The 23,862-nt window shown below is 63.9% G+C and carries 20 protein-coding genes and 1 pseudogene; 10 read left to right on the forward strand and 11 right to left on the reverse strand.

Features of this window, described 5'->3' with window-relative positions; genetic code table 11:
- Window positions 1–72 precede the first annotated feature (72 nt).
- Together OCS65_RS28625 and OCS65_RS28630 are read left to right on the forward strand one after the other, a co-directional pair.
- On the forward strand, window positions 73–1,635 hold the full coding sequence (locus OCS65_RS28625; RefSeq protein ID WP_263510493.1) for an ISL3 family transposase: 1,563 nt from the start codon (window positions 73–75) through the stop codon (window positions 1,633–1,635).
- 64 nt (window positions 1,636–1,699) lie between these two features.
- Window positions 1,700–2,254 carry a cold-shock protein gene (locus OCS65_RS28630; RefSeq protein ID WP_263510494.1) on the forward strand — a complete coding sequence of 185 codons (555 nt, stop codon included), beginning with the start codon at window positions 1,700–1,702 and terminating at the stop codon, window positions 2,252–2,254.
- Between the two features lie 385 nt (window positions 2,255–2,639).
- Here the strand turns inward: OCS65_RS28630 and OCS65_RS28635 are convergent, their stop codons facing one another.
- Window positions 2,640–5,138: a hypothetical protein gene (locus OCS65_RS28635; RefSeq protein WP_263510495.1), complete on the reverse strand. Its 2,499-nt coding sequence runs from the start codon at window positions 5,136–5,138 to the stop codon at window positions 2,640–2,642.
- A gap of 285 nt (window positions 5,139–5,423) precedes the next feature.
- Window positions 5,424–7,241, reverse strand: coding sequence for a hypothetical protein (locus OCS65_RS28640; protein ID WP_263510496.1), 1,818 nt, complete (start codon window positions 7,239–7,241; stop codon window positions 5,424–5,426).
- 140 nt (window positions 7,242–7,381) lie between these two features.
- Between OCS65_RS28640 and OCS65_RS28645 the strand changes: the two genes are divergently transcribed.
- Window positions 7,382–7,885, forward strand: a complete 504-nt coding sequence (locus tag OCS65_RS28645; RefSeq protein ID WP_263510497.1) for a hypothetical protein — start codon at window positions 7,382–7,384, stop codon at window positions 7,883–7,885.
- On the opposite strand, the gene OCS65_RS28650 is transcribed toward OCS65_RS28645, so the two are convergent.
- A protein-coding gene (locus OCS65_RS28650; protein ID WP_420833263.1) for an IS5 family transposase occupies window positions 7,866–8,683 on the reverse strand; the annotation gives its coding sequence in 2 pieces (ribosomal slippage) (window positions 7,866–8,330 and window positions 8,333–8,683; 816 coding nt in all). The genes OCS65_RS28645 and OCS65_RS28650 overlap by 20 nt on opposite strands.
- A gap of 89 nt (window positions 8,684–8,772) precedes the next feature.
- Window positions 8,773–9,069 (reverse strand): hypothetical protein, encoded by a 297-nt coding sequence (locus tag OCS65_RS28655; RefSeq protein ID WP_263510498.1) that lies wholly within the window; start codon window positions 9,067–9,069, stop codon window positions 8,773–8,775.
- Window positions 9,070–9,132: 63 nt separating this feature from the next.
- Between OCS65_RS28655 and OCS65_RS28660 the strand changes: the two genes are divergently transcribed.
- Window positions 9,133–10,299, forward strand: coding sequence for a DUF4209 domain-containing protein (locus tag OCS65_RS28660; protein WP_263510499.1), 1,167 nt, complete (start codon window positions 9,133–9,135; stop codon window positions 10,297–10,299).
- Window positions 10,300–10,757: 458 nt separating this feature from the next.
- Complete coding sequence (locus OCS65_RS28665; protein WP_263510500.1) at window positions 10,758–11,159, forward strand: IS110 family transposase; 402 nt, start codon at window positions 10,758–10,760, stop codon at window positions 11,157–11,159.
- 42 nt (window positions 11,160–11,201) lie between these two features.
- On the opposite strand, the gene OCS65_RS30000 is transcribed toward OCS65_RS28665, so the two are convergent.
- On the reverse strand, window positions 11,202–11,522 hold the full coding sequence (locus tag OCS65_RS30000; RefSeq protein WP_420833260.1) for an integrase core domain-containing protein: 321 nt from the start codon (window positions 11,520–11,522) through the stop codon (window positions 11,202–11,204).
- On the opposite strand from OCS65_RS30000, the gene OCS65_RS28675 reads away from it, so the two are divergent.
- Window positions 11,449–12,668, forward strand: a protein-coding gene (locus OCS65_RS28675) for an IS3 family transposase (RefSeq protein ID WP_263510492.1) whose coding sequence is annotated in 2 segments (ribosomal slippage) — window positions 11,449–11,758 and window positions 11,758–12,668 — 1,221 coding nt in all. Because the reading frame shifts where the segments join, the coding sequence is not laid out codon by codon here. The genes OCS65_RS30000 and OCS65_RS28675 overlap by 74 nt on opposite strands.
- Before the next feature lie 34 nt (window positions 12,669–12,702).
- Here OCS65_RS28675 and OCS65_RS28680 read toward each other — a convergent pair.
- Window positions 12,703–13,110, reverse strand: a pseudogene (locus OCS65_RS28680) (MmgE/PrpD family protein); the annotation flags it as partial.
- Between the two features lie 148 nt (window positions 13,111–13,258).
- Here OCS65_RS28680 and OCS65_RS28685 point away from each other — a divergent pair.
- A complete protein-coding gene (locus tag OCS65_RS28685) occupies window positions 13,259–14,686 on the forward strand; it encodes a short-chain fatty acyl-CoA regulator family protein (RefSeq protein ID WP_263510501.1) in 1,428 nt (475 codons plus the stop codon).
- A 17-nt stretch (window positions 14,687–14,703) separates the two neighbouring features.
- Entirely contained in the window at window positions 14,704–15,015 is a 312-nt protein-coding gene (locus OCS65_RS28690) for a WhiB family transcriptional regulator (RefSeq protein ID WP_263510502.1), read from the forward strand.
- 384 nt (window positions 15,016–15,399) lie between these two features.
- Here the strand turns inward: OCS65_RS28690 and OCS65_RS28695 are convergent, their stop codons facing one another.
- Window positions 15,400–16,671, reverse strand: a complete 1,272-nt coding sequence (locus OCS65_RS28695) for a benzoate/H(+) symporter BenE family transporter (protein WP_192379039.1) — start codon at window positions 16,669–16,671, stop codon at window positions 15,400–15,402.
- Window positions 16,672–16,831: 160 nt separating this feature from the next.
- On the opposite strand from OCS65_RS28695, the gene OCS65_RS28700 reads away from it, so the two are divergent.
- Complete coding sequence (locus tag OCS65_RS28700) at window positions 16,832–17,602, forward strand: SDR family oxidoreductase (RefSeq protein ID WP_085470923.1); 771 nt, start codon at window positions 16,832–16,834, stop codon at window positions 17,600–17,602.
- A 34-nt stretch (window positions 17,603–17,636) separates the two neighbouring features.
- Window positions 17,637–18,515: a helix-turn-helix transcriptional regulator gene (locus tag OCS65_RS28705; RefSeq protein ID WP_263510503.1), complete on the forward strand. Its 879-nt coding sequence runs from the start codon at window positions 17,637–17,639 to the stop codon at window positions 18,513–18,515.
- Window positions 18,516–18,900: 385 nt separating this feature from the next.
- On the opposite strand, the gene OCS65_RS28710 is transcribed toward OCS65_RS28705, so the two are convergent.
- The 4 genes from OCS65_RS28710 to OCS65_RS28725 are packed head-to-tail and all read right to left on the reverse strand — an operon-like array spanning window position 18,901 to window position 23,177.
- Window positions 18,901–19,695 (reverse strand): hypothetical protein, encoded by a 795-nt coding sequence (locus OCS65_RS28710; protein ID WP_085470921.1) that lies wholly within the window; start codon window positions 19,693–19,695, stop codon window positions 18,901–18,903.
- Entirely contained in the window at window positions 19,696–21,513 is a 1,818-nt protein-coding gene (locus tag OCS65_RS28715) for a hypothetical protein (RefSeq protein WP_263510504.1), read from the reverse strand.
- A 54-nt stretch (window positions 21,514–21,567) separates the two neighbouring features.
- On the reverse strand, window positions 21,568–22,482 hold the full coding sequence (locus tag OCS65_RS28720; RefSeq protein WP_263510505.1) for a ParB/RepB/Spo0J family partition protein: 915 nt from the start codon (window positions 22,480–22,482) through the stop codon (window positions 21,568–21,570).
- Window positions 22,482–23,177 (reverse strand): ParA family protein, encoded by a 696-nt coding sequence (locus OCS65_RS28725; protein ID WP_080597800.1) that lies wholly within the window; start codon window positions 23,175–23,177, stop codon window positions 22,482–22,484. Before OCS65_RS28725 ends, OCS65_RS28720 begins: the two co-directional genes overlap by 1 nt.
- Window positions 23,178–23,862: the final 685 nt, after the last annotated feature.

The following is a 23,862-nucleotide window of genomic DNA, read 5'->3' on the forward strand; positions in this document are numbered from 1 at the left end:
CGCAGACGATGATCTTGTCGGTGTTCTGCGAATCGTTGTGACCTGCGGGTTCTGCTCCCACACCTGGCCGGTGTGACCATCGAGTCGATCGACGAGTCCGCTGCCGGGATCCGTATCCGCGCATGTGCGGCGATGCAGGACGCCTCGTGTCCTGACTGCGGGAACAAGTCGGTGCGGGTCCGCAGCCGTTACGACCGCACCCTCGCCGACGCCGCGATCGGTAACCGCCCCAGCCGCCTGGTTCTTCGGGTGCGCCGATTCCTGTGCCCCAACGGGCAGTGCAGCCGACGGACATTCGCCGAACAGATCAACGGACTGACCTTCGCATATGCTCGGCGCACCCGGTCGCTGACCGCAATTTTCGAGCGGATCGGGTTGGCGTTGGCCGGACGAGCCGGAGCACGCCTGGCGGACGCTTTGGGGATGCCGGTGGGGCGTTCGACCTTGTTGCGGCTGGTGCGCAGCCTGCCGGAGCCACCGGTGCACCCCGTCGAGGTACTCGGGATCGACGACTTCGCCCTACGTAAACGGCATCGCTACGGAACCGTTCTGGTGGACATGAACACCCACCGCCCGATCGATGTCCTGCCCGACCGGCGTGCCGATACCGTGGCCGCATGGCTGGCTGCGCGTCCCGGAACCGCAGTGATCTGCCGCGATCGCGCAGGCGCCTACACCGAGGCCGCCCGGACCGGTGCACCCGAAGCGATCGAAGTCGCCGACCGCTGGCATCTATGGCACAACCTCGCCGCCACTGTCGAGAAAACCGTTGCCGCACATCACCACTGTCTGCGTTCTGCGCTCGAAGCGCAGTCGTCCCCTGACCCCACAACCTGCGAAACACAGCGCAAGCTCGCCGGTGAGATGCTCGCTGCTCGCCAGGCGAGTCCGCATCTCACAGAACGCACCAAGCGTCGCTTTGCGCAGGTTGCGGCCCTCAAGACCAAAGGATTGTCCATTGCGGCGATCTGCCGGGAACTCGGTTTGGCACGCAACACCGTGCGCCGCTTCTACCGCGCCACCGAGGTAGACGAGCTGCTCGGATCTGCACGGGCCGGTCGTCCGCGGCTGTTGGATGGGTTCACCGACTACCTGCATGTGAGGTGGGGCGACGGACAGACTTCCGCTGCAGTCCTCTACGAGGAACTTCGAGCGATGGGATATCGCGGAAGCTACACCACCGTCCGCAGTTACGTCCGGCTGCTGCGTCATGCCGGAGCTGCTCCCCTGCGGGGCTCGGTGCCGAAGGTCCGGCAGATCACCTCCTGGATGCTGCGCCACCCCCGTGACCTCACCGATGAGGATCGGATCGGACTCAAACAGGTTCTCGCCGGCTGTCGACATCTCGAGGCCACCGCCGCCCACGTCACCGCTTCCGCGCAGATCCTCACCGAACGCCGCGGTGAAAACCTCAACACGTGGATGGCCGCGGTCCGCGCCGATGATCTACCGCATCTGCACCGCTTCGTCCGGGGCCTGGACGCCGATCACGATGCGGTCCGCAACGGTCTGACCTTGCCCTACAGTTCCGGTGCGGTCGAAGGCCACGTCAACCGCATCAAGATGCTCAAACGGCAGATGTACGGGCGTGCCGGCTTCGACTTGCTTCGTAAACGAATCCTGCTCGGCTACTGAGACGTCGGAGATACCCGCGGCGGCGGAGATAAGAAATACTGGGCCGGTGACAAGCCGAGGAGTGGTGCGCAGCTGGCACATCGAGCGTATGCAGGGTGTGATCGACGGTGACGACGTCCCCGGTGGCTGTCTCGTGCGGTTCGCTGCGGTGGCGGTCGACGGGTTCCCTGCACTGCACCCGGGCGATCACGTCGAATTCGAGTGGCACCGGCTCGACCGGCCGGAATCGGATTACGCCTACGAATGCACCCGGGCATGGCCTGTGGGGCAACAACCTGTTACCCGGGGTCGCCGGCCGTTCCGGGCCGGACTGTGGCGGATGCACGCTGACGGGAGCGCCGAGCAGGTATCGCTCGCGTCCCCCGGTCAGGATTCGCCCGTCGCCACCTCGGGCGGGCCCACGACTGGCATCGTCCGCATCTGGAACGACGAAGACGGGTGGGGAGTAATCGACTCGCCTCAGACCCCTGGTGGGTGCTGGGCGCACTTTAGTCACATCGTCGCCGAGGGATTCCGGACCGTAGACGTTGGTGCCGGTGTCACCTTCGAATGGCAACAGGTCACCAACCAGGATGGTTATCGGTACTGCGCGACTCGGGTCGAGCAACACCGCACCTGACCGGCCACCCCGAAAGTCGCCACAGCGCTATTCCATGGATTTCTGATGCTCCATCACGGAAAGTGAGCCAGAACCAGTTTTCAGCTGCCGTTGACAACGGAAAGTGGGCCAGAACCAAAATTCAGATGCCGTTGACACCGGTCAGCGTTTGTCCAGCCGGATCACACCGATTGGAGGGCACTCATCAGCTCCACGAACGCCTGCCGCAGCTCTCCCGCATCTCGGCACGTTGTTTCCGACGACGAAGTTGATCCTGATTGGCCTGCACGCCGCGGGTCTGACAGGCGTCAACCACTGCCCTGCCGGCGGGCTTTCTCCACCAAGTCGGGCATGGTGGCCACATCGGCGTGGCCGAGTTCGGCCATGCCGGGTGGCCAACCCAACCTCAATCGACGTCCACGTACCGATCTTTCACTGTTTTGGTACCGAGACCGAGAACCTCGCGAATTCGAGGGCGTCTCATTGTCTTCCAGTCGTGTCCCTTGACCGCTGCCCGCATAGCGTTGAGACTCGCTGTCGTCCAGCCGTCTCTAGTTGTTGCGAGGACGATCTCTTCTGCACCAAAGGTTTCGGCGAGTAGCACTCGCTTCTTCGCAGCCTTTCTCTGATTTGAGCCTTTGTCGAGCTGGTCGGTCGATTTCGCCTCCGCTACGACAACCCTGTCATCGACGAGGGCAAGGAGGTCCGCCTCGGCGAGCTTGTTGCCCGTCGAATCAGACACCTCAAGCTCAGCACAGTCGGCATAGCGGTTGCTTTGACTAGCTGTGGCACGCAGATGGGCAGCCAGAAGGATCGGTACGTCACCGTTTTGGGCCATGAGTGCGGTTGCGACGGGATGCAGGTCGTAGAACCATTGCGGCTCTCCCGTCGGCATCTTCCAGCGCGATAGGGACAAGTCGTTGGGGTGGCCACACCGGAGGCACTCATTGACCTGGCGAAGGCGATCAATCACTACGAAGTCGAGATTCCCACAGGCTGAGCAATTCAGGAGCAGACCTCTCGACAGGATCCTTTCGGTCAGAAGCTCGTCGCACTGCGCTCGTGCCTCCTCGATGGGTAGGCCGGAGATCGAGACGACGCCAGAGAAGTTGAGGTACGCCACCGTTCCTCTGACGAGACAGCCCTCGTCCTCGGGGAATTGTTCTCTCGTCGTTTTGAACTGTGGAATGAAGCTGCGGAACACGGGCAGAAGATCACCGGAGATGGCCTCGATGAGGCGATTCCTCGATCCGAACATCGTCTGGAGGACGTCACCGTGTCTGCCTGCTGCAGACGTGGCGACGGTCCGCCCGGTCAGCGACGCTCGCGCTGTGGCCCAAGCCTGCATACTCGGCCTTCTGACCCGCGGTTTCACCAGCCGATAGTCCGCTGATGCTCCTGCGGGGACGAAGCCGTACGCGAGGGCTTCGTACGACAGCCCCGCTCTACCCACGCGCATCCATGTGTTGTGGGGCGATTCATCGGGGTGGAGGATCACGTGGGCGGGGACGTGCCGAGACGGCGGAATTGGCGTGTCGGGGACATCGATGTCGACCTGCCAGGACAGATCCGGCACAGTCCTGAGGAGCTCGTGCTGAACGATCGGCAGTGCCGGTGTCGCAGCGAGAGTGGTAGAGCCGTCTGGATCACGGAGAACGGGCATGGTTGTTGTGGAGCTGAACTGTTCGTCAATTCCAAAGTGTAATTTTCCCCGGTCAGGGAAGTGGAGGTCGTCATCGAGTCCGATGACCGGTAGGTCATTCGCGGCATCGGCTGTTTTCGGATCGCTGACCATGAAGGTCGACGGCGAGCCGATAACGTCGTCCCGGACCTTGGCAACTGCATCGATGTCATGTGAGACGGAGGTGACGGCCCACGCTCGCTCTTCACGGGCGTAGAACGGGGTGAGGGTATCTCTGAGGAGTTGAAGGATGTGTGCGCGGTCCTCGCCGCCGATCCAAGAATCGGGGATCCACAGCCCGTTCCCATACAGTCGATCCCAGATCATGGCCAGTGCGAAGTCGTTTGCTGTGCTGCCGATGACACAGAGTTTCCGGTTGCGGCGACTGGAGACACTGGTCACGGAGGCCAATCCGAGGGTTGTCGCGTCCCAGACGGATGGCAGTCCGCGAGCTGTTCCGTAATCGGGGTCGAGAACAGCCTGAGGTGTAGCACTCGGAAACCTTGTCGGGACACCGAGAAGCCAACGCTGTACCGCGGACCGTTGTGTTTGGTCGAGTGTCTGCCCTTCGGCTGTCGGGGCGCTGAGGAGGCCGAGCCGCATCACAGCGGCTACACCGATATCACCCGTCAGCGTGGGCGAGACGCTGACCGGTGTGGGATCAGCTGGGCGCCGGATCTTTTCGATCGGGGTGAGAGCTCCTAGGTGGCTACCCGGCCCTGTCGGTACCGGGGCGGACAGACTGAGCTCCCGCTCGTGCCAGCGGTAGTCATCTCCTGGTTCGGAGCTGTTGTCCATCCGGTACGAGGAAGACGCTTCTACCACGGCATCACGTGTTCGAGCCAGAACGTCATCATCAACGTTCATTGAACGCAGATCGTCTCGTAGGCGGGACCGGCTCTCTTGGTCGTCGATGTTCTGCTCGTCAAGCATCTTCTCGATGGTTCCCGGGGTTAGTTTATCGAGGTCCCCAACGGTGTAGCTGTAAGACACGACGTAGTCAGGGTCGTAGGCGACAACGGCATCCCGCACGTGTGGGTCGACATTTCCGTCGGTCGCGGGCACGAGTACGAAGCCGGCTCCTCCCCAGGTGTTGCTGGCGGCGTACATCGCTGCCCGAGCAAAGTAGTCCCAGTTCGCCTGGGCGGGAAAGACCACCGCGACGCGGGGTGCGCGGAGTCCGGTGGTGACGGTGGCGTACTCGATGTGCTCGTTGGCGCTCATGGTCTTCCTCTTGTGATCATCGATTGCCCCATACAGGCAGCCGGAGAAGTAAATTGCGGGAGCAGCTATGGCCCAGACATATCCGGCCTAGAGTTGCCCCCGCGCCGCTTCCCGGATGGCGCATCGGCGTTCGCTCGGGAGTCAAGCACCGCAGACACGTCACAGAGGCCTGTCACAATTGTTGGGTCGCTGAGATGTGAGGGAACGCGGACGCATGTGCTGCTAATTGGTGCGCACCCGGATCGTGCGACGCAGTCGGTCGCCGACACGGCGTACCAATGTTCTCTACGCATTGGGAACGAGTCGGTCCCGCAGCTGATCGCTGAGCCGGCGCATCCGGCCCACGGCCCGCCGGGGCATCGGGCGGGCCGGCAGGCCGAACAGGTCGAGCATGTTCTGTAGCCGAATCGGGATTCCTCGACCGGCGAGGGCCCGCCAGTCGGCGAGAATCTTCACCGGGTCACCACCCATTTGGTCGGCAAGCCCCTCGAGGATCATCAGATCCATCACCGTAATCAGTGCGGGTGGAGCCACATACCGGGCCGCTGGGCTCAAGAGTGGATGCGCGCGTTCGCTGACCTGGAAGTCGACGAACTCCGAGTACGGCAACCCGGCATCCGGAGTGACCACCAACGGGACAAAGATCGTGTCCGGGGTAATCCGTGAGCCGTCACCGGGCCAGCCGTTGTCAGCGAGGAGTTTGATCGTCGACGCCAACTGCGTGAACTTGTGCTCGAGGAGGTTGCGCTCGATGTCACCGTCGAGAAGATCCGGATCACCCTGTCCCTCGGACAACGATGCGATCAAGCGTCGATTGTTCGCGTCGACCACGACGCAGTACCGGCCGCGGACCATCACGAAGTCGCACACGGACGGCGGCCCGGAAGCCCCCGGAGGGGTCCACGCCTTCTGCATCACCGATTCGGTCGCCACCACCACGTCGCACAGATGCGGCTGCGCGGCAATGCGGCGGATCCCCTCCCCGACCCGGACCTCGAAGATATCGTTCATCGCCTGCTCGAACTGCCTACCCGCTCGCGGGGTACCTGTGCGCAGTTCTTCACGGAGATCGAAAAAGGGGAGGTCGCCGAAGATCCGTTGTGCGGCCATCTGGGCGCGAAGCAGCACCAGCGCGCCGTCAGCAAGCCGGACGAACGGGTAGCGCTGCACGGTGAATCGGGACCACGCGGTGACCAGTCCCTGTGCTTGTTGGTTACGGAAACTCTGACGCAGATCCCCCAGGGAAATGACCATGTGACGCTCGACGTGGGCGAGGACGCGGTCGGGAACACCAGCCGCGCGGATTTCGTCGGTTGTAAAGCGCACCTGTCCGGTCGCTGCACGGTCGATGATCAGACGGCCGAACGCGAGCACGTCGTCGAACGGCACCCCGAATGCGGCCTCGAACACCATCGCGGGTGACCCTCCCGCGAGCCGGTCCACCTTCGTGCCCTGCGGCCATGGACGCCGCCACACATCGTGCAGATGCGGGAGCAAAGTTTCAATCGTTTCCGGCTTCTCGTACGCAAGAGTCGCGACCTCGTCAACGGTGAACGTCCGCATGAGCTCGCGCAGACCCTCCTCGCTCAAGCCGTCGAGGACGGACTCGATCTGGGCCACGGACTCGGCATCGAATCTCGTGATTTCGGGCATTTCGAGCTGGCCGGAGACGTGATCGTGCTCGGTATTTATCCCGAGAAGGCAACGCGTGAGGTCATCTGAACTCACAGGGTCGAACGTGTCGTCGTCCGGTGCCAACAAGATGACCTCGCGCGCGCACTGCATCAGCGCCCGCGGGGAGATCAGGCCCCGGTGATCAGCGGCGATCAGCGGTTCGAGCTCCTCGCGCAGTTCGAGACCGAGGGCGCCGACCCAGGCACGCTCCACGTCCATCCGGGTGTCGCTGATGATCGCGGAATCCAGCCGGGCCAGCAGTTCGGTAACCACCTGCAGAGAACCGTAGACGTTCACCCTGCGCCAGACACCCTCACGGTCATCGCGATCGAACGCCCTCCCCAGGACCTCGCCCGCCGTGATAGCCGCCTTCATGCCAAAAGCACGGCTTGCGACGGCGGGATTCATCAGACTGCGGTTCGACGGCATACCGATAAGTCTGCGCTACGACGCCGACAAACCCCGAACCTCCGGCAACTGAGAACAAGTGCCGATCGTCACTCTTCGCCGGAACGCATCTGAAGAAGCAGTCTTTCGTGGCACCGGCAAACTTCTGCAATCATGACGGGATGAGCACCGAGCACTCACAGGAATCCGCCTCCGACGCAGTTTCGAACGATTCTCGGTGCGATCCCACATCCGACGGGCACAGCTCGCCAGCCACCGAGCCGGCGGACAGCGACGCGAACGAAGCTGACGCAGTTGATCTGTTCGAACCTGCCGAATCCGACGAGGCACATCTGCCGTCCACGCCGTATGTTTTTGACCCGGCGCACGTGTTGGGCGCCGCCGTGGTCCTCGATCGAGCTTTCACAGACCTCCTTACCGGTTGGGATGGTTGGGACGCGGTGGACCGAGCAGTTCGAGAGATCGATCCGGCTATGGACAAAGTGTCTGTTCGCGTCCTCAGTCACATCGCCGCGCGCCGACTCAGCCTCCAAGCCGACGGACGTGCGGGCGCCGAGCTGAAAGCCGATGGCGGCATTCTGCTTCCAGCGATACCCGACGTCGACGACGAGGAAGTGAGACTGTGGAACGCACTAAGAGCATGTCTCATTTGGCCAGTTTCTTGAAGCAGGTCAGCGCAGCAGCGAGTTGGAGAAAGGCAGCGAAGTGCTCACCGTGACGTTCGTAGCGCATCGTCAGCCGGCGATAGCCGCTCAGCCACGCCAGGGTGCGTTCGACCTTCCACCGGTAACGGCCGAGGCGCTCGCTGCTGTCGACGCCGCGGCGGGCGATACGCGGGACGATGCCCCGTGCCCGCAGCCACCGGCGGTGTACGGGATAGTCGTAACCCTTGTCCGCCCGCAACCGGCCGGGCCGGCGGCGACGCGGACCACGACGCGATCGCACCGCCGGAATCGCAGTGACCATCGGCTGCAGCATGACACTGTCGTGGGTGTTTGCCGAGGTCACCGCGGTGACCAGTGGGATACCATCGGCGTCGGAGAGGATGTGGATCTTCGAGCCGTTCTTGCCTCGATCGACCGGGCTGGGACCGGTCAGAGAGCCCCCCTTTTCGCCCGGACGTGCGCGGCGTCCAGGATCGCCGCGGACCAGTCCAGGTCCCCGCCGGCGCCGAGGCGGTCGAGGATTTGGCGGTGCAGCTCGTCGAACACCCCGGCCTTTGCCCAGGCCGCGAAGCGGCGGTGCGCGGTCGGGACGCTGACCCCGAACGACGGTGGCAGGTGCCGCCAGGCGCAGCCACTGGTGAGCACGTAGACGACGGCGGTGAACACCGCCCGATCATCGAGCGCCGCCCGGCCGCCGCCCTGCGGCCTCGGCGAGAACCGAGGCAGCAGCGGTTCGACGATCTCCCACAACGCATCCGGCACCAACCGAGTAGACAACGCATCGACCACGCCATGCATCATGCCGTACACAGGATCCGACCCATACAAGACACGCTCTAATTGGGGAGGTCACTGCGCCAGCTGCGATTGCACGCCTCAGCGACCTGCTAGTTGTTCGACGTTCCGGCAACGTCGGCGAGCACGGCCGGCGCGCGGCCAACGCCTACCTCGACGCTATCCGCGGGCGCGTCAGCGATCTGGACACTACGATTTATTTGCTCCGAGCTTGGACTGTCTATCGATCGGTCAAAGCTCACGAGTTGGAACCCGTTGTACTTACTGAGCTTCAGAAACGCATCGACACCCTCGTTGATGGCGACGGCCTCAAGCACCCCGGCGTCCTGTACCCGCTCCTGCAGGCTTGGTGCGAGAAGCCACGCGATCCCGCGCTGGGTCGTGCCCAAGCTGTCCTCGCTACTATCGCGTCATGCGAGGCCCGAGGCCATCTCGCGACCCAGATCGCCGTCATGCGACGCAAGCTGCTCGGATCGTCCGCCACCAATGACGAGCGCGTCGCTGTCGACAGCGACGAGGTCGAGGCCTACATACGCGAGGCGGACGCATCTCCTCATCCGTCGGTCGAGATGATGCGTCTCGAACAGGCCGCCAAGATCGCCACACGCCGCGGACTGCAAAACAAAGTCCGAGAAATTGCGAGCAGGATGCAGTCAATCTCTTCCGAAGACCTAGCAATGGTCACCATACGTACGCCGATCACGCTACCTGCGTGGGTGGCCGAAGCCGTCCTTGATCAGTTCACGCAGCATGCAGATTGGCGTCCCGGCGTCACCCTTTTTATGGAGATGGAGGATCCACCGAGCGGGCGCGTTTCCTCACACCGCACCTTCGCAACCGGCAACCGTGACGCCCTGCGCCGCGTCCTACAAACAGTTATCATCAGCCCCAGTGGTCTCCCGCGGTCCACCCTGGTAACGGAGGCAGATGAGGATCGCCACGAGATCGCAACTGCCAGCCGGATATACGCTGAAACTCAAGGGCACCTACTTGTGGGTGCGCTTATGCGGATTTCCGAGAAATATGGAATACCTGACGTTGATGATCTCGCCGCCTTGATAGTTGACCGCGGTGCCAGCGACACGCGTCTGGCGAGAAGTCTCGCTAAGGGATTCCACTACTTCTGGATTGGTGACTACGAAGCAGCCATTTCGATCGTCATCCCCAAGATCGAAGCCGCAGCGCGTGACTTGCTGCGCGCGCTCGACGAAGGCATCTACCGTGTCCAGGTGAGCAAAGATCCCGGAGGTTATCCGGGCATGTATGCACTGTTCACCGAGCTTGAAAAGCTTGCTTTGGATGAGGATTGGACATGGTTTCTCCGATGGTTGCTGCTCGGCCCCATTGGGCTGAATCTCCGAAATGAGGTCGCACATGGGTTCTTGTGTGACCCTCGGCCGGAGCACGTGGCCCTAGTTCTACGCGCCGCAGCCGTTCTTATCACCGCAGCACCTGAAGCCGAGCAACGCCACGTCGACCTTTTTCCCGCACTTAAGCCCCTTTCAGGCGTTATTGGAATCGCTGATAACGCGCTGAGCGCTCTCAGCGGAATCGGGGCACGTCTGCATGCCCTCACACTTGCCCAGCGCCTACGTCTTCAACGCCACAACACGGACTGACGCCCGGACTGGCCTAACCCGCCGGGTGGCCCGGGGGAATCTCACCCCCGGGCTCCCACAGAACGGAGCGTGACAGTCTCCCGTCACTCCGCTCGTCTCATCCGATCCGTTCGAACTCGGTCATCCAAGCCCAGTGGGCGAACAGGCGAGGCTGCCGTTTGAGGGCTCTTCACTATGGATCTCGTGGACCGGTTGGTCTGACTCCTTGATGGGCGTGACGGTCTCGGCTCGGTGGACGCAGGATGGGTCTGGTGGGCGGGTCTGGCTCACGGCTCTTCTGACGCCACTGCAGGTTGGTGGCTGTCCTGTCTGCGACGTGTCGACCGGCTCGGCTCACTCGTTTGAGTGCAGCCCGGCGGGCCGTCATGTCCTGATAGGAGTCTGGCGAGATCCCCGATAGTGAACTGACTGACGCCCGGCCGGACTGCGCACCCGACAAGATGGAAGGGCGCAGTCCCATGGTGAATCAGGATCACCTCGAGGTCTACGGCGGAATCGATACCCACGCCGACACCCACCACGTCGCAGCGATCGATGCCACCGGACGACGACTGGCAGATGTACAGGTCCCAGCGACCGCGGCCGGCTACCAGGCGGCGTTGCGGTTCCTGCGGTCCTGGCCTGGGCTGGTGAAGGTAGGCATCGAGTGCACCGGCTCGTACGGGGCTGGGGTCAGTCGTGCGATGCAGGTCGCGGGCATCGCGGTCAGTGAGGTCAACCGCCCCAACCGGTTCGATCGCCGGATTCGCGGCAAGATCGATCCCTTCGACGCCTATTCGGCCGCTGAGGCGGTGCTGTCGGGTCGAGCCAGCGCCGCACCCAAGGGTGGCGATGGGTTGGTGGTGGCAGGTCCCCGATAGTCGGTCCGGTCGGTTCTAGAGCCGATTCCTACTTGCAGTCGATCAGTCGATCTCACACGCCACCGGCTGGTGCCGGTGAGTGCATCCGGCAGCGTACTCGGCAGGAGTTCGGTACCCCAGCGCCGAATGACGGTGCCGGTGATTGTGGTCGTCCTTGAAGTCCTCGATCACCACCCGGGCCTCGAGCAGAGTGGGCCAGTAGTTTCGGTTGAGACACTCGGGGGTTCCCCCTGAAGTGAGGACATCATGAACACTGGATCGTGAGGATCCAGAGGAAGAGATGTCACTGATGGCGATGAAGGCATACTCGGCAGAGTTCAAGGCCGATGCCGTCGCGCTGTACCTGTCCGACCCGAACCACACCTACGAGGGCATCGGCAAGGACCTGGGGATCAGCCGAGAAACCCTGCGTAACTGGGTACGCGCCGAACGTAAACGAACCGGTACATCCGAGGCCACACGTGCGCCCCGGACGTTGAGGTCGGAGCGCGAGGTATCGTCCGAGTCCGTGTTGGAAGAAGAGAACAAGCAGCTCAGAGCCCAGATCCGCAAGCTCGAGACCGAACGGGAGATCCTGCGCAGGGCCGCGAAATATTTCGCGGGCGAGACGAACTGGTGAGCCGCTTCCAATTCGTCGACGACCACCGCAACACCTTCCCGGTGAAGTGGCTGTGCCAGATCCTCGAGGTGTCCCGCTCCGGGTTCTACCGGTGGCGGGCCGCAGCGTCGGCCCGGGCCGAACGCGCCCGCGCCGATCAGGAGTTGGCCGAGCAGATTCGCGTTATCCACGCCGACTCCGACAGCACCTACGGGTCCCCACGGGTGACCGCCGAGCTGCGCGATGCCGGGCTCGAAGTCAATCGCAAGCGGGTCGAGCGGGTGATGCGCGAGCACGGGATCGTTGGGGTCCACCTGCGCAAACCGGTGCGCACCACTGTGCCCGACCCGGACGCGGCTGCGGTCCCGGATTTGATTCAGCGGGACTTCACCGCGAGCACACCGAACACCCGCTACGTCGGGGACATTACGTACCTCCCGGTAGGTGACGGCAAATTCCTTTATCTGGCAACGGTATTGGATCTACACTCCAAGCGTTTGGCGGGGTGGTCGATCGCCGATCATATGCGCACCGAGCTGGTCACCGATGCGCTGCGGGCGGCCGCGTCGGTGCGCGGTGCCGGTGGGTTGGACGGCGCAATTTTTCACAGCGACAACGGGAGCCAATACGCCTCGACCGACTTCGCCGACGTGTGTCGTGAATTGGGGGTGACCCGCTCGCGAGGTGCGGTCGGAACGTCGGCGGACAATGCCGCGGCGGAGTCGTTCAACGCGACGTTGAAACGGGAGACGCTGCAGGGTCGGAAGCGTTGGAACAGTGCAGGTGAAGCGCGTGTCGACGTGTTCCGCTGGGTCACGCGCTACAACACGAGAAGAAGACATTCCGCTCTCGGTCAGAGCTGTCCGATCGAATTCGAGAAGCGATCGGCTACGCTGGCCGCTGCCGCATAGGAACTGGTGTCCATATCTCCGGGGGAACGCCCGCACCACTGCGGCCGGTGTGCTGCGCGACCGCCAGGATCGGCGGGATGTTGTCGCCCGGATGCGAGTACTCTGCCGCGAGGAAGGTGTCGTGGAAGTCGAGTTCACGCACCGCGACGCCGTTGGCCCATGCTGCCCACTCGGGAGAGAACGTGCCACCGACACCGAAGACCGTGGAACCGGGGCTGTACGGGTGGGTCAGCGCCTGGGCACGCGCATTGGCCACCGGACGACGCGTCACCGACGCCGCCGCGACCGCCGCGTTGTCGATGATGCGGTTGACGATCATCTCGGCGGTGTCGGCAGGGACCTCGACCGGATCGGTGGCGACCTCGGCGATCTTCCAGGCGAGGTGTTCGTGCTTCGGGAACTCTTCGGCAGAGCGATGGGTACGGACGAGATGGGTTTTCACTACACGACCTTCCACAGGATCTCAGCTGTCGATTCGCACGCTATGCACACCGCAGCGGAGTGGAAATACCTTGCACAGGAGTATTTGTGTGTAAGCCGACCACCGAATCTGCGTAAGTTGCGAAAACCGTTCCTGTTAGGTTCGGCCCATGCAGAAGCTGTACGCGGGCGCCCGACTGCGCCGGCTGCGTGAGGAACGGGGACTGACCCAGACAGCCCTGGCGCGGATGCTGCAATTGTCCACCAGCTACGTCAACCAACTCGAGAACGACCAGCGACCGCTCACCGTCCCCGTCCTGCTGCGTCTGAACTCGACCTTCGACCTCGATATGGGTTTCTTTGCCGTCGACAGCGACGCCCGCCTGATCGCCGATCTGCAGGACGTCTTCGCCGACCATGCCGACGCCGTCGATACCGGCGCGACCGAGATCGACGAGCTGGTCACCCGCCATCCGACGGCGGCTCAGGTTCTGGTCGCCATGCACCGGCGGCTGCGTGGCGCCACCGAACAGGTCGAACGACTGTCACCGACACACGACGGCACCACCGCCGAATCGCAACCCGCCATGCCCTACGAGGACGTGCGGGATTTCTTCTACGACCGCCGCAATCACATCGCCGAACTCGACGATGCCGCCGAGGAGATGTTCGTCTCTCGGGAGCTGTCCCTCGGTGGTCTCGACCTGCAACTCGCGCGTCTGCTTCGCGACGAACATTCCGTCACCGTGCGGATCCGCACCGACGCTCCGGGCACACCCGGCCCGAAACGCAGCTACGACGCGACCACGAGGACCCTCGCTCTGGCCCGTCGACTCACCCACGGCCAGCGCGCCTTCCACCTGGCCACCCAGTTGGCGTTCCTCACCCAGAAGAAAACGATCGACGCGCTCGTCACTGCGGCCTCCGATCTGCCGCCCGAGTCGGGGGCGCTCGCCCGAATCGGCCTGGCCAACTATTTCGCCGGAGCACTCCTCCTGCCCTACACGCAGTTCCTGCGCACGGCCGAAAGCCTGCACTACGACATCGATCTGATCGGGAACGCATTCGAGGTCGGATTCGAAACCGTCTGCCACCGCCTGTCCACCCTCCAACGTCCCGGACAACGCGGAGTTCCGTTCTTCTTCGTCCGCACGGACAAGGCCGGAAACATATCGAAACGCCAGTCCGCCACAGCATTCCACTTCTCCCGGGTTGGCGGAAGCTGCCCACTGTGGATCGTCCACGACACCTTCGCCACACCAGGAAAAATCCGCACCCAGGTCGCGCAGATGCCCGACGGTCGAAAGTACCTCTGGATCGCACGCACCACAGACGAACACTCGACCGGAGGGCATCTGTCGCAGCCACGCAGCTTCGCCATCGGCCTGGGCTGCGATCTGACCCACGCCCACAAGCTCGTCTATTCCCGAGGATTGAACCTCGACGATGTCGCCACGACCGTTCCGATCGGCGCCGGCTGCAAGGTCTGCGACCGAACCGACTGCGCCCAGCGCGCGTTCCCGCAAGCCGGCCGGGCCCTGGACATCGACGAGAACCGCGCCACCACCGTCCCCTACACGCCCGAAACACCGCAGTGACGAACCGGACCTCGACCATGCCCCTGCTACACCACCGCATCGACGCCGCGCGGTCGACGACCACAACATCGGAGCACTGGTGGGACGCTGCCGCATGCAGATTCTTCGGGTCTGCTCCGTTCTTCGCGCCCGATGACGAAACTCGTGGGCAACGCGCACGACGTGAACACACCGCCAAGCTCATCTGCCGACCGTGCCCGGTGCGCCACGAATGCCTGCACCACGCACTGGCCACCGGCGAGCACCATGGCGTGTGGGGCGGAGCAACCGAACACGAACGAAAAGCCTTCACGTACGCTCCACGACGTGGACGCGAAGGCATCGAGTGAGTTGCTCCTTCCACTGTCTTCGGCAAGTGTCAGATCGGACGAGAGGATTTCGCGACCCGGGCGCCCTGAGCGCCTGCTCACCGGTAGGGGCTTGTGGAACAACGCCGCCACGTGGTTCTGCTGGACACCCCCGACTGGGGAAGTCTCGGTTCCGATCCGTAGACCGCGGTCCGAGCGGACTCGATGTTCTGACACGATCCTGAGAATCTCGGACTGACACGAACTGGGAACGTCGCAGGTCCACGCGTTGCACCACTGACAAGTTCGGCGAGAACCTACACTTCTTCTTTGTCGAGATGCAGCCAAGATCGACACACCGACCCCCTGCATTGGAAACGCCCTTCACGACGAACGCTCTGCCCTGCATTTGCCGAGGAAGGCCGCCTAACGCCGCTGGTCCGCGTACTGGCCGCGTTCGAGCACCCTCGAAACGAGGTAACCGATCAGGATGCCCCAGAACGCGGCGTGAATATTGAACAGGTTCAGGTCTGCGATCGTCACCACGAAGGTGACCAGCGAGCCGAAGGTGAAGGTGGTGGCGAAGGCCGTCACGAAGGCCTGTTGAAGCGCTTTGAGCATCGCGATGCCGCCCAGCGCCAGGACGAACGCCTCCGGGGTTGCCAGCATGAGTCGAACCAGGGTCGGGGCAACAAGCGCGCATACCAGCGAGAGCACGCCGTAAACGAGGGCCCCGGTGTACTGCCGGTGCTTTTCACCCGAGGACGTCAGCAGCGCATTGGTCGGGCCCGTCACGCATGCCGATACTGCGCCGAACCCCGCGTTGAGCACCGAGAAGATTCCGGAACTCATAGCGAAGACGTTGACCGGTGGGCGGTGGCCTGCCGCGTTGAGCACGGCGATGCCCTGACCGTTCTGAACGATCAACACGGTGATCGCTAGCGGCACTACCAGTTCCAGTTGGGCTGCCCAGGTGAATTCGGGGACCGTGAATGTCGGTGTGGCGAAGAACGACCCGCCACCGGGCTCGAGCGTGAACTGGCCGCTGGCCACGACAGCGACCACGCCGACGCCGAGGGCACCCAGGACCGGCGGGAGAAACCTGCCCAGTAACGGGACGGCAGATAGGACGAGGAAGGCGAGCACCATCGGAACGGCCACGATTGTGTTGTCCCGGGTGGCGGTGACGATGTCGGTGCCGAAACGCAGGAACACTGCGGCGACCATCGCCATCACGATCGGCATCGGGATCGCGGCCATCGCTCGGCGCACCACCCCGCTCATCCCCAATCCCAAGATCACGAGTCCTGCGGTGAAGAACGCGCCGACCACTTCGGGAAAGGACAGATGCTGCAGTGACGGTCCCAGCAGCACGGTGCCGGGAATCGACCACGCGAAACCGAGCGGCTGGCGGTACACCAGCGACATCACCACGGTCGCAAGACCGGCGGAGAGGAAAATTGCGAACACCCACGAAGCGAGCTGGGCGTCGGTCAGGCCTGCGGCTGCACCGACGGCCAACGTCACGGCAATCGGCCCGGACGCGGAGAAGACCAACCCGACCACTCCGTTGGCGGCGTACTGTGCGCCCACGTCGCGTAGGACATCGCGCACCCCTGCAGGACGGATGCCAGGACGCTCGAATAGGAAGTTGCGCGCACGGATGGTGGTCGGTGACGGATCGGTGGTGACAGACATGCTCGCTCCGGATCTGCGGATGGGTCCATCCAGTTCACCAGCGTTTCACCCGTGTGCGAGCCGCGGGCGGTGCCCAGTTGATCCTGGGTATGGCATACCCAGGATCAACTGGGCACCGTTGACGACTCTTCTCGAGCCGACATGTTGCTCAGATGGACGCATGACGCATTCCACGAACCTCGTTCCCTCGTCCGATCGCCGACGCGCTGTGGTCACCGGTGCGAGTAGCGGTATCGGTGCGGACACCGCACGGCATCTGGTCCGCTGCGGCTGGTCCGTGCTGGCGGTGGCCCGGCGCCAGGACCGCCTCGACGCTCTGGCCGCGGAGATCGGGTGCGATGTGCTGGCCGCGGACATCACCTCCGATCACGATGTGGCGCGGATCGTGGCCGCTGCCGGTCCGGTTCATGCCCTGGTCAACAATGCCGGCGGGGCGCGGGGCACGGAGTCGATCGATACTGCCGATCTGGACAAGTGGGCATGGATGTACGAGGTGAACGTGCTCGGTACGGTGCGCCTGACCAAGGCGTTGATCCCGGCGCTGCGGGAGTCCGGTCGCGGCACCATCGTCGTCGTGTCCTCCCTGGCCGCCGAGACTGCCTATGCCGGTGGCGGTGGTTACTGTGCAGCCAAGAGCGCCGAGCGGGTGGTCGCCGAGACCTTGCGGTTGGAGTTGAACGGGGAGCCGATCCGGGTCGTCGAGATCTCACCTGGCCTTGTGCATACCGAGGAGTTCTCGCTGCGTCGGCTCGGTGGTGACCAGGCCGCCGCGGACGCGGTCTATGCGGGGGTGCCTGATCCGCTGACCGGTGACGATGTCGCCGAGTGCATCGCGTGGACGCTTGAGCGGCCGCACCATGTGAACATCGACCGGCTCGTGGTCAAGCCGCTTGCGCAGGCCGCGATCCACAAGTTGCACCGCACCACATGAGGTCGGGGCCGTTCGGTGCGCGCATCATGGGGGTGTGGTGAACGGAAGGGTCGCGCGATTGAATGCTGGTCTCGAACTCGGTGAATTTCTCAAGGTCAGACGTGCTCTGGTGGCGCCGCCTGAGAGTGGGACGCGTCGACGTGTCCCGGGGTTGCGGCGAGAAGAGGTCGCGGCCCTGGCCGGAGTCAGCTGTGACTACTACACCCGCCTCGAACAGGGTCGGCACAAACGTCCCTCCGAGACGGTGTTGTACGCCCTGGCCGAAGCACTGCAATTGGACGATTTGGCCACTAGGCATCTGCTCGACCTCGCTCGTGCTATTGCGGCACCACAGCGGCGGCTCCCGACGGCCTCGGTGCAGCGGGTGCGGCCGTCGCTGCACCGGCTGCTCGATACCTTCACCGAGCATCCGGCGTTCATCCGTGGGCGGCGTACGGATGTGCTGGCGATGAACAAATTGGCCGCGCTCCTTCTCACGGATTTTCCCGCGAAACCGGCGCGTGATCGCAACTTGCTTCGGTGGGCGCTTCTCGACGAGGAAGCGCGGCAGCGTTACGTCGATTGGGAGAAGGTCGTGTCGTCGATGGTCGGGACGCTGCGTCTCGATGCCGGCCGTCACCCTGACGACCCACTGCTCGCGCAACTCGTGGGTGATCTGTCTGTGCGCAGTGAACAGTTCCGCCGGTGGTGGGCCGATCATCGGGTGGTGGAGCGGCGCGATGGCATCAAGCGGCTGGACCATCCCTTGGTCGGTCGTATCGACGTGTTCTACGAGGCACTCGAAGTGACCGGGGAAGCGGATCAGACCTTGTTCGTCTACAGCACCGATCCCGGGTCGGAATCGGAGTCCAAACTTCGGGTGCTCGCTGATCGGATCCGCTCCGCGCCAGCGGAATCGGCGTCCGGGCACTGACGGATCGTTCGACCGAAGCATGGGGAGGGCGCGATGCGAGCGCTACGCCCCCTTGTGATGACTGAAGGACGAGTCGGGCGGACGCGGCGGTAGTCGGCCGCATGTGTGCACGGACCTGTGGCTTGTTGTTCGGCCGCCGGGGCCGGAAGCGGTCGAGTAATTCGGCGACGTCGAGCAGTTCCGGTGGACTCGAGTGCTGGTGCGGCGGGACGTGCATGCTCGTCGCGGTGGCCGACACGGTGCCGGCTCCGTCGATGGTGACGCCTGGGTCGGGACTGCGGGTCGGGGTGCTCGAGATAGGTTCCCGGGTGGCTGGGTGGAGTCCGGTGAACATCCGGTTTCAGGTGCTACGCCTGCGTTCACCCGTCATCGGCGTGAGTCGGTGTCAGTGCCAGGTGACGTCGATCTTGTCGATAGCGTCGAAGTGGAAGCCGAACTGGTCGTTGTAGACGTCGAATCCCTTGTTCTCGGGGTAGTCGATGGTGGCGTGGCGTTCGAGGATGGCGACGACTCGTGCTTGGTCGTCATTGGCCAGTGCTGCCGCCAACGCTTGGGATTCTGCGGCGCTGAAGGGAATATCGGAGTTGCCGAAGTCCAGTGTGCGGGTCCGGTAGTCGTAACCTGCCTCGTCGCCGTTGCGTACGTGCACGCGGCCGGTAACGCGGATGGTGGCGATCTTCGGGGTGCCGTCGGGGTTGAGAACACCGGCCTTGTCCATGACGTCCTTGGCCTTGACGTCCTTGAGCTTCGACCGCGCGTCGTTGCGGAGCTCATTGGTCTTACCGGAGATGTATTTGCGCACCGAGGAGGGGCTGCGGCCGATCTTCCTCGCTACCTCGTTCACTCCCCCGAGGCGTGCAACGGCGGCGCGACGCTGAGCCAGCTCGGCGACCTCGCCATGAGGAATGCGTCCTTGCTGCGCCCAACGGCGCAGCGTGCGGTCCGATGGTGGGGTACGGCCGGCGTCGATGGCGGCCTGTCTGAGCCCGTCGTTACCGATCTCGGTGCGGATCTGTTTGACCGAGACTCGCGAGGTCAACCCGGCCAGGCCCCGGCTGGTTTCTTGCGCCTTGGCGACACCTGCAGCCGCCGCAGCCGCGACAGTAACCTTCATGCCGTCGAGGCCGACAGTTTTCTGCGGCACGGCTTTCGATCGAGGTTTCGGTAGATGCAATGCCATCTACTGCTCCTCATCGTGATCGGCGCCGTGGGCAGCGGCAATCGCCAAACGCACCTCATGGGTGGTCTCGGCCTCCGCGAACGCCAACAGCATTTCGTCGGTGAGCTCGACATGCTTCTCGAGGACCATCTTGCCCAACGCATCGCTGTCGTCGGCGAGGGTCTGCCCCTCCCCCACCAGGTACACCCAGGAATCGGTCATGGTGCGGATCGGCCAGCGTCCGGTCTCGCGGGCGATGCGCATCGCGACGCGGCGGCCACGCCAGCGGCAGTGCGCCATGATCGCCGCTCGCCACAGCGGCTGATGGTGGTGTTGCATGCGGGTAGCGGTCCACATGTCGGGGTTGACCATCCGGCCGACGTAGCCCTTGTAACAGGCTCCGAGGAAGCGCTTCATCGCCGCGTCACCGCTCTCTGCTGCGACGGCGCGCGCCTCGCGCAGCACTTTGGCCCACTTGTCGAGGGCGCGGCCTTGTTCTTCGTAGACCCAGGCTTCGGTGATGTCGAGGTCATCGACGTCGAGGCCCATTCCCCCGTCGGCGATGGGAGCGCACAATCCATCGAGGCTGATGGAGGTGATCCAGGTCTGTACGGGTTGCTCGTCGAGCATCGCCGGGTGCGGCAGCGGTAGTTTCTCCGGCAGCGCGTACTGCCCAGCGGCAGGGAGGGTCACGCGCCAGATCCCGAAGGGTGGCTTGTCGCTGGTCGCGGCGGCCGCGGCATCGACACCGAGCAGGTTGCGGACCCGGCCGTAGCCGAACGACAGCATGCCCGCCGAGGCCAGATACGCGGCGCGCTGGTCGATGGTGACCAGGGCGGTGGCGCCCTCGAGATCGTCGGCATCGGGGATGCGGGACCAACCGGCGGCCGGCTCGAAGTCCCCGCGTGGGGCGCCGTCGATCGGGGGAATCGGTCCGCCGGCGGTCACGACGATGCCTTTGCCTGTGCGGAGGCGTTCGCGGCGGATCTTGTCCAGGACCGCAGCGCCGGTGCGGGCAGGGGTCGGGCCGGGCAGGGTGTCGAGGTGTTTGATGGACCAGGCCAGGCGGCGGCCGAGTTCGCGGGCGGCGGGAAGGTCGTCGTCAGGGAGGTAGGTGCCGGCGGCGGGATTGCCGAGGATGCCCATGTCTCCGACACGGTTTCCCCAACCGAAGTCCTTGTTCCAATACGTCCACACGTAGGGCTCGAGGACGAGGTCGACCATCTGGGTGGCTTTGCCGACCTTGCGGATCAGGTGGATGACGTAGCCAGGGTCGCCGCGCAGTTCCCAGCCTGCAGCGATCAGAGGTGGCAAGGTTGCCGTGATGGTCTGGGTCAGTTCGGTCGCCGCTCGTTGACGAAGCTGTTCGAGGTCGTCGACGTCGTCTTCGCTGCCGGGGTCGATGCTCCAACCGAGCTGGGAGCAGGAATCGATCCCGACGAACCACACCTGTGCGGTGAGTCCGTGTGGAGTCAGTGCTGCCCAGTGCAGCAGCTTGTCCAGCTTCTCGATCGAGTCGACCGGGCCGGTCAGCCGAACGCCCGAGGGTGTGTACGTCGCTGCGGCGGTGACAATGATCGCGTGACCGTCCGCGTCCTCGGTGACAGGCAGGGATTCCCACGGGCGGACCTCGGTCCCCGGCTTCTCCGCCTCATCGATGTCGGCAACGTCAACGGGGTCGGGTGGGGCGGTGTCTGCATCGGCCGACTGCAGGTCGTCCTCTGCTGGTGGCGGTGGTGCCTCGGTCGCTGTGTCTTCGGCTGCGACCGAACCGTTCAGCGGCTTTTCAGGTTCAGGGTCGAGGTCGAAAAGGGCGATTTGGTCGTCGATTCCGCTCATCGGCTCACCACTGCAGTCCTTCTGCGATCCACCGAACCTGTCTCCGAGTCGCGGTTACCGGCGCTCGAGTGCATCGATGAGCTTGCGGCGCTCGTCGTCGGTGAAGTGCTTCCGCACCGCCGCGGCCAGCACATCCGGATCCGCTCCCAGACGCTTGAGTGCCTGAGCCACCTTGTCCACCGGCTCAAGCTTGCTCGCAGGCTCTTTCGGCTGCGACGCCTCAGGCTCGGCAGTCTCTGCGTCGGCTTCGGGTTCCGGATCAGGGTTCTGGGCTGCTTCCCACGCCGCGACCTGTTCCTCGAGCGGAACCCGGGCCAGCGATCGAGCTTGCCGGACAGCGAGATCACCTGCCCGCAGGGCTGCTTGCAACTCAGGGGCGAGTTTGAGCAGGGCGCGACGCTGGGACACCCAGCCCTTGGAGCGACCGAGTTTCTTCGCTGCTGCGTCTGCGCTACCGAACTCCGAGACCATCAACTCCACAGCCTTGGCTTCTTCGAGCACGTCGAAGTCACGGCGGTCGATGTTCTCACTTGTTGCAGCCCACAGGATTTCACCCTTGTCGACGGCGATGTTGTCGCGCAGCACCACATCGAGACCGGGACGGCCGTACTTCTGGGCCGCAGCGAGCCGGCGGTTGCCGTTGACGACGATGTACCGCGCTGCACCGAGATCGTCTTCATCCTCGGGCCACAGTTTCAACCACGCTGTGCGGCTGACCACGGTGCCGGGTTGCAGCTGCCGGTCGGCGATGGTGGCCAGATCCGACAAATCCCCGAGTTCGTCACGCGGGTTGCGGGGGTTGGCGATGAGCTGATCGACCGGAACATCGGCGAGCAGTTGACCTTCGAGCGGCTCGATCGTCGTCTTCGTCTTCGTGGGTGCGGGGGTGCGCTTACGGTCGACCGGAGAGTTGTCGCCGACTGCTCCGACGAGGGAGGCGAAGTTCGCGCGCCCACCCTTGGGCGGCATCAGCGACCACCGTCCGCGAGCTCGAGGCTGAGCTTGTAGAAATCCTCCCGGGCCTGCAACGAGACGCGGTTGGCTTCGTACTCGGTAACGACGCGGCCTTCGGCAGCGGCGCGGGTGTGGACCTTGTAGTGCCGCACCACCGTTCGCGCCAGCGGCCATCCGTTGGCCTGGACGAACTCGCGGGTCTGCTCGAGGTCCACCTTGCCGTCGCGGGGATCCCAATTGTTCACCACGACAATGAATTTCTTGCCGAGAGGTTCGATGACCTGCTTGATGGTGCGCGCGGTGGGATCGAAGCACAGCGGTTCGGGTTCGATCGGAACGATGACCAGATCAGCGACCTCGAGCACGGCGCGCAGGGCGTCGGCGGAACTGCCGGTGCCGAGCACATCGGTGCCGTCGTCGGCACCGGACAGGTCGATCCAGCCGGGGGTGTCGACGTAGACGTGCTTGATGCCGGGCAGCTTGTCGAGATTACGTAGCACGTCGAGGTTGTCGTGGACCTGATCGATCAGAAACGGCAGTTCCTCGACGCGTGAGGCCCACCAGACTGCGGAGCCCTGCGGGTCGACCGAGATCGCGGCGACCGGGGACTGAACATCGTCGTCGTCACCTGCGGTGAGGACATCCGCTTTGACGGCGGCGAGGTTCATGGTGAGCGTCGATTTTCCGACGCCACCTTTTTGGTTGAGCATGACATGAACAGCCACAGGTTACCTCCGTATGCTTCACCCCAGGGTGGGGCTACTTCGGACTCGCGTCGTCATCGTTTGGCGGAGATGACGATTGCGCCTGCACCACTGTAACGGTTTCGATGCAGTTTCATGAGGCGCGCAACTCGTACAATAGACCCTTACGGGTCTACCGAACAAGCTTTCGCCGTATCATCGCAGATGTGCTTCGCTACCTGACTTTGCACGAAGTTGCCGACCGTGTCGGCATTACCTACAACACCGCCAAAGGCTATCTTCGGAAAGGCGTTCTGCCACAAGCAGATGCGTCGATCGGGCCCCGGTTCGGTTGGCTCCCTGAGACTGTCGACGCGTGGATGGAAACGCGGCCAGGTCGAGGTCGAAGGGTACACAAGGGCACTCCCCCGACTCGAGTCCGCCTCGGTTCGGGGCCGAAAAGACTTTGATCGCTTCGGCGTGTCACCGGCACCGTTGCGAAGGCGTCGTGCATGACGCGGAACGCGGTGCTGGTTCTACCATTTGAGGGGTATCTCTACCCTGATTCCATTTCGTCACAGTGACGATCATTTATCACGCCGGCCGTCATGCGCGACAAAGCGTGCACGATGCTTTTCGACGCTACACGCAACACTGCCCTGGTGAAACTTGCTGAAGGCGGATAGTATCCCGGCTCTCCTTGCGCCGTCGC

Origin of the sequence: Rhodococcus aetherivorans, from assembly GCF_025722975.1 — a bacterium.
Lineage (GTDB): Bacteria > Actinomycetota > Actinomycetes > Mycobacteriales > Mycobacteriaceae > Rhodococcus > Rhodococcus aetherivorans.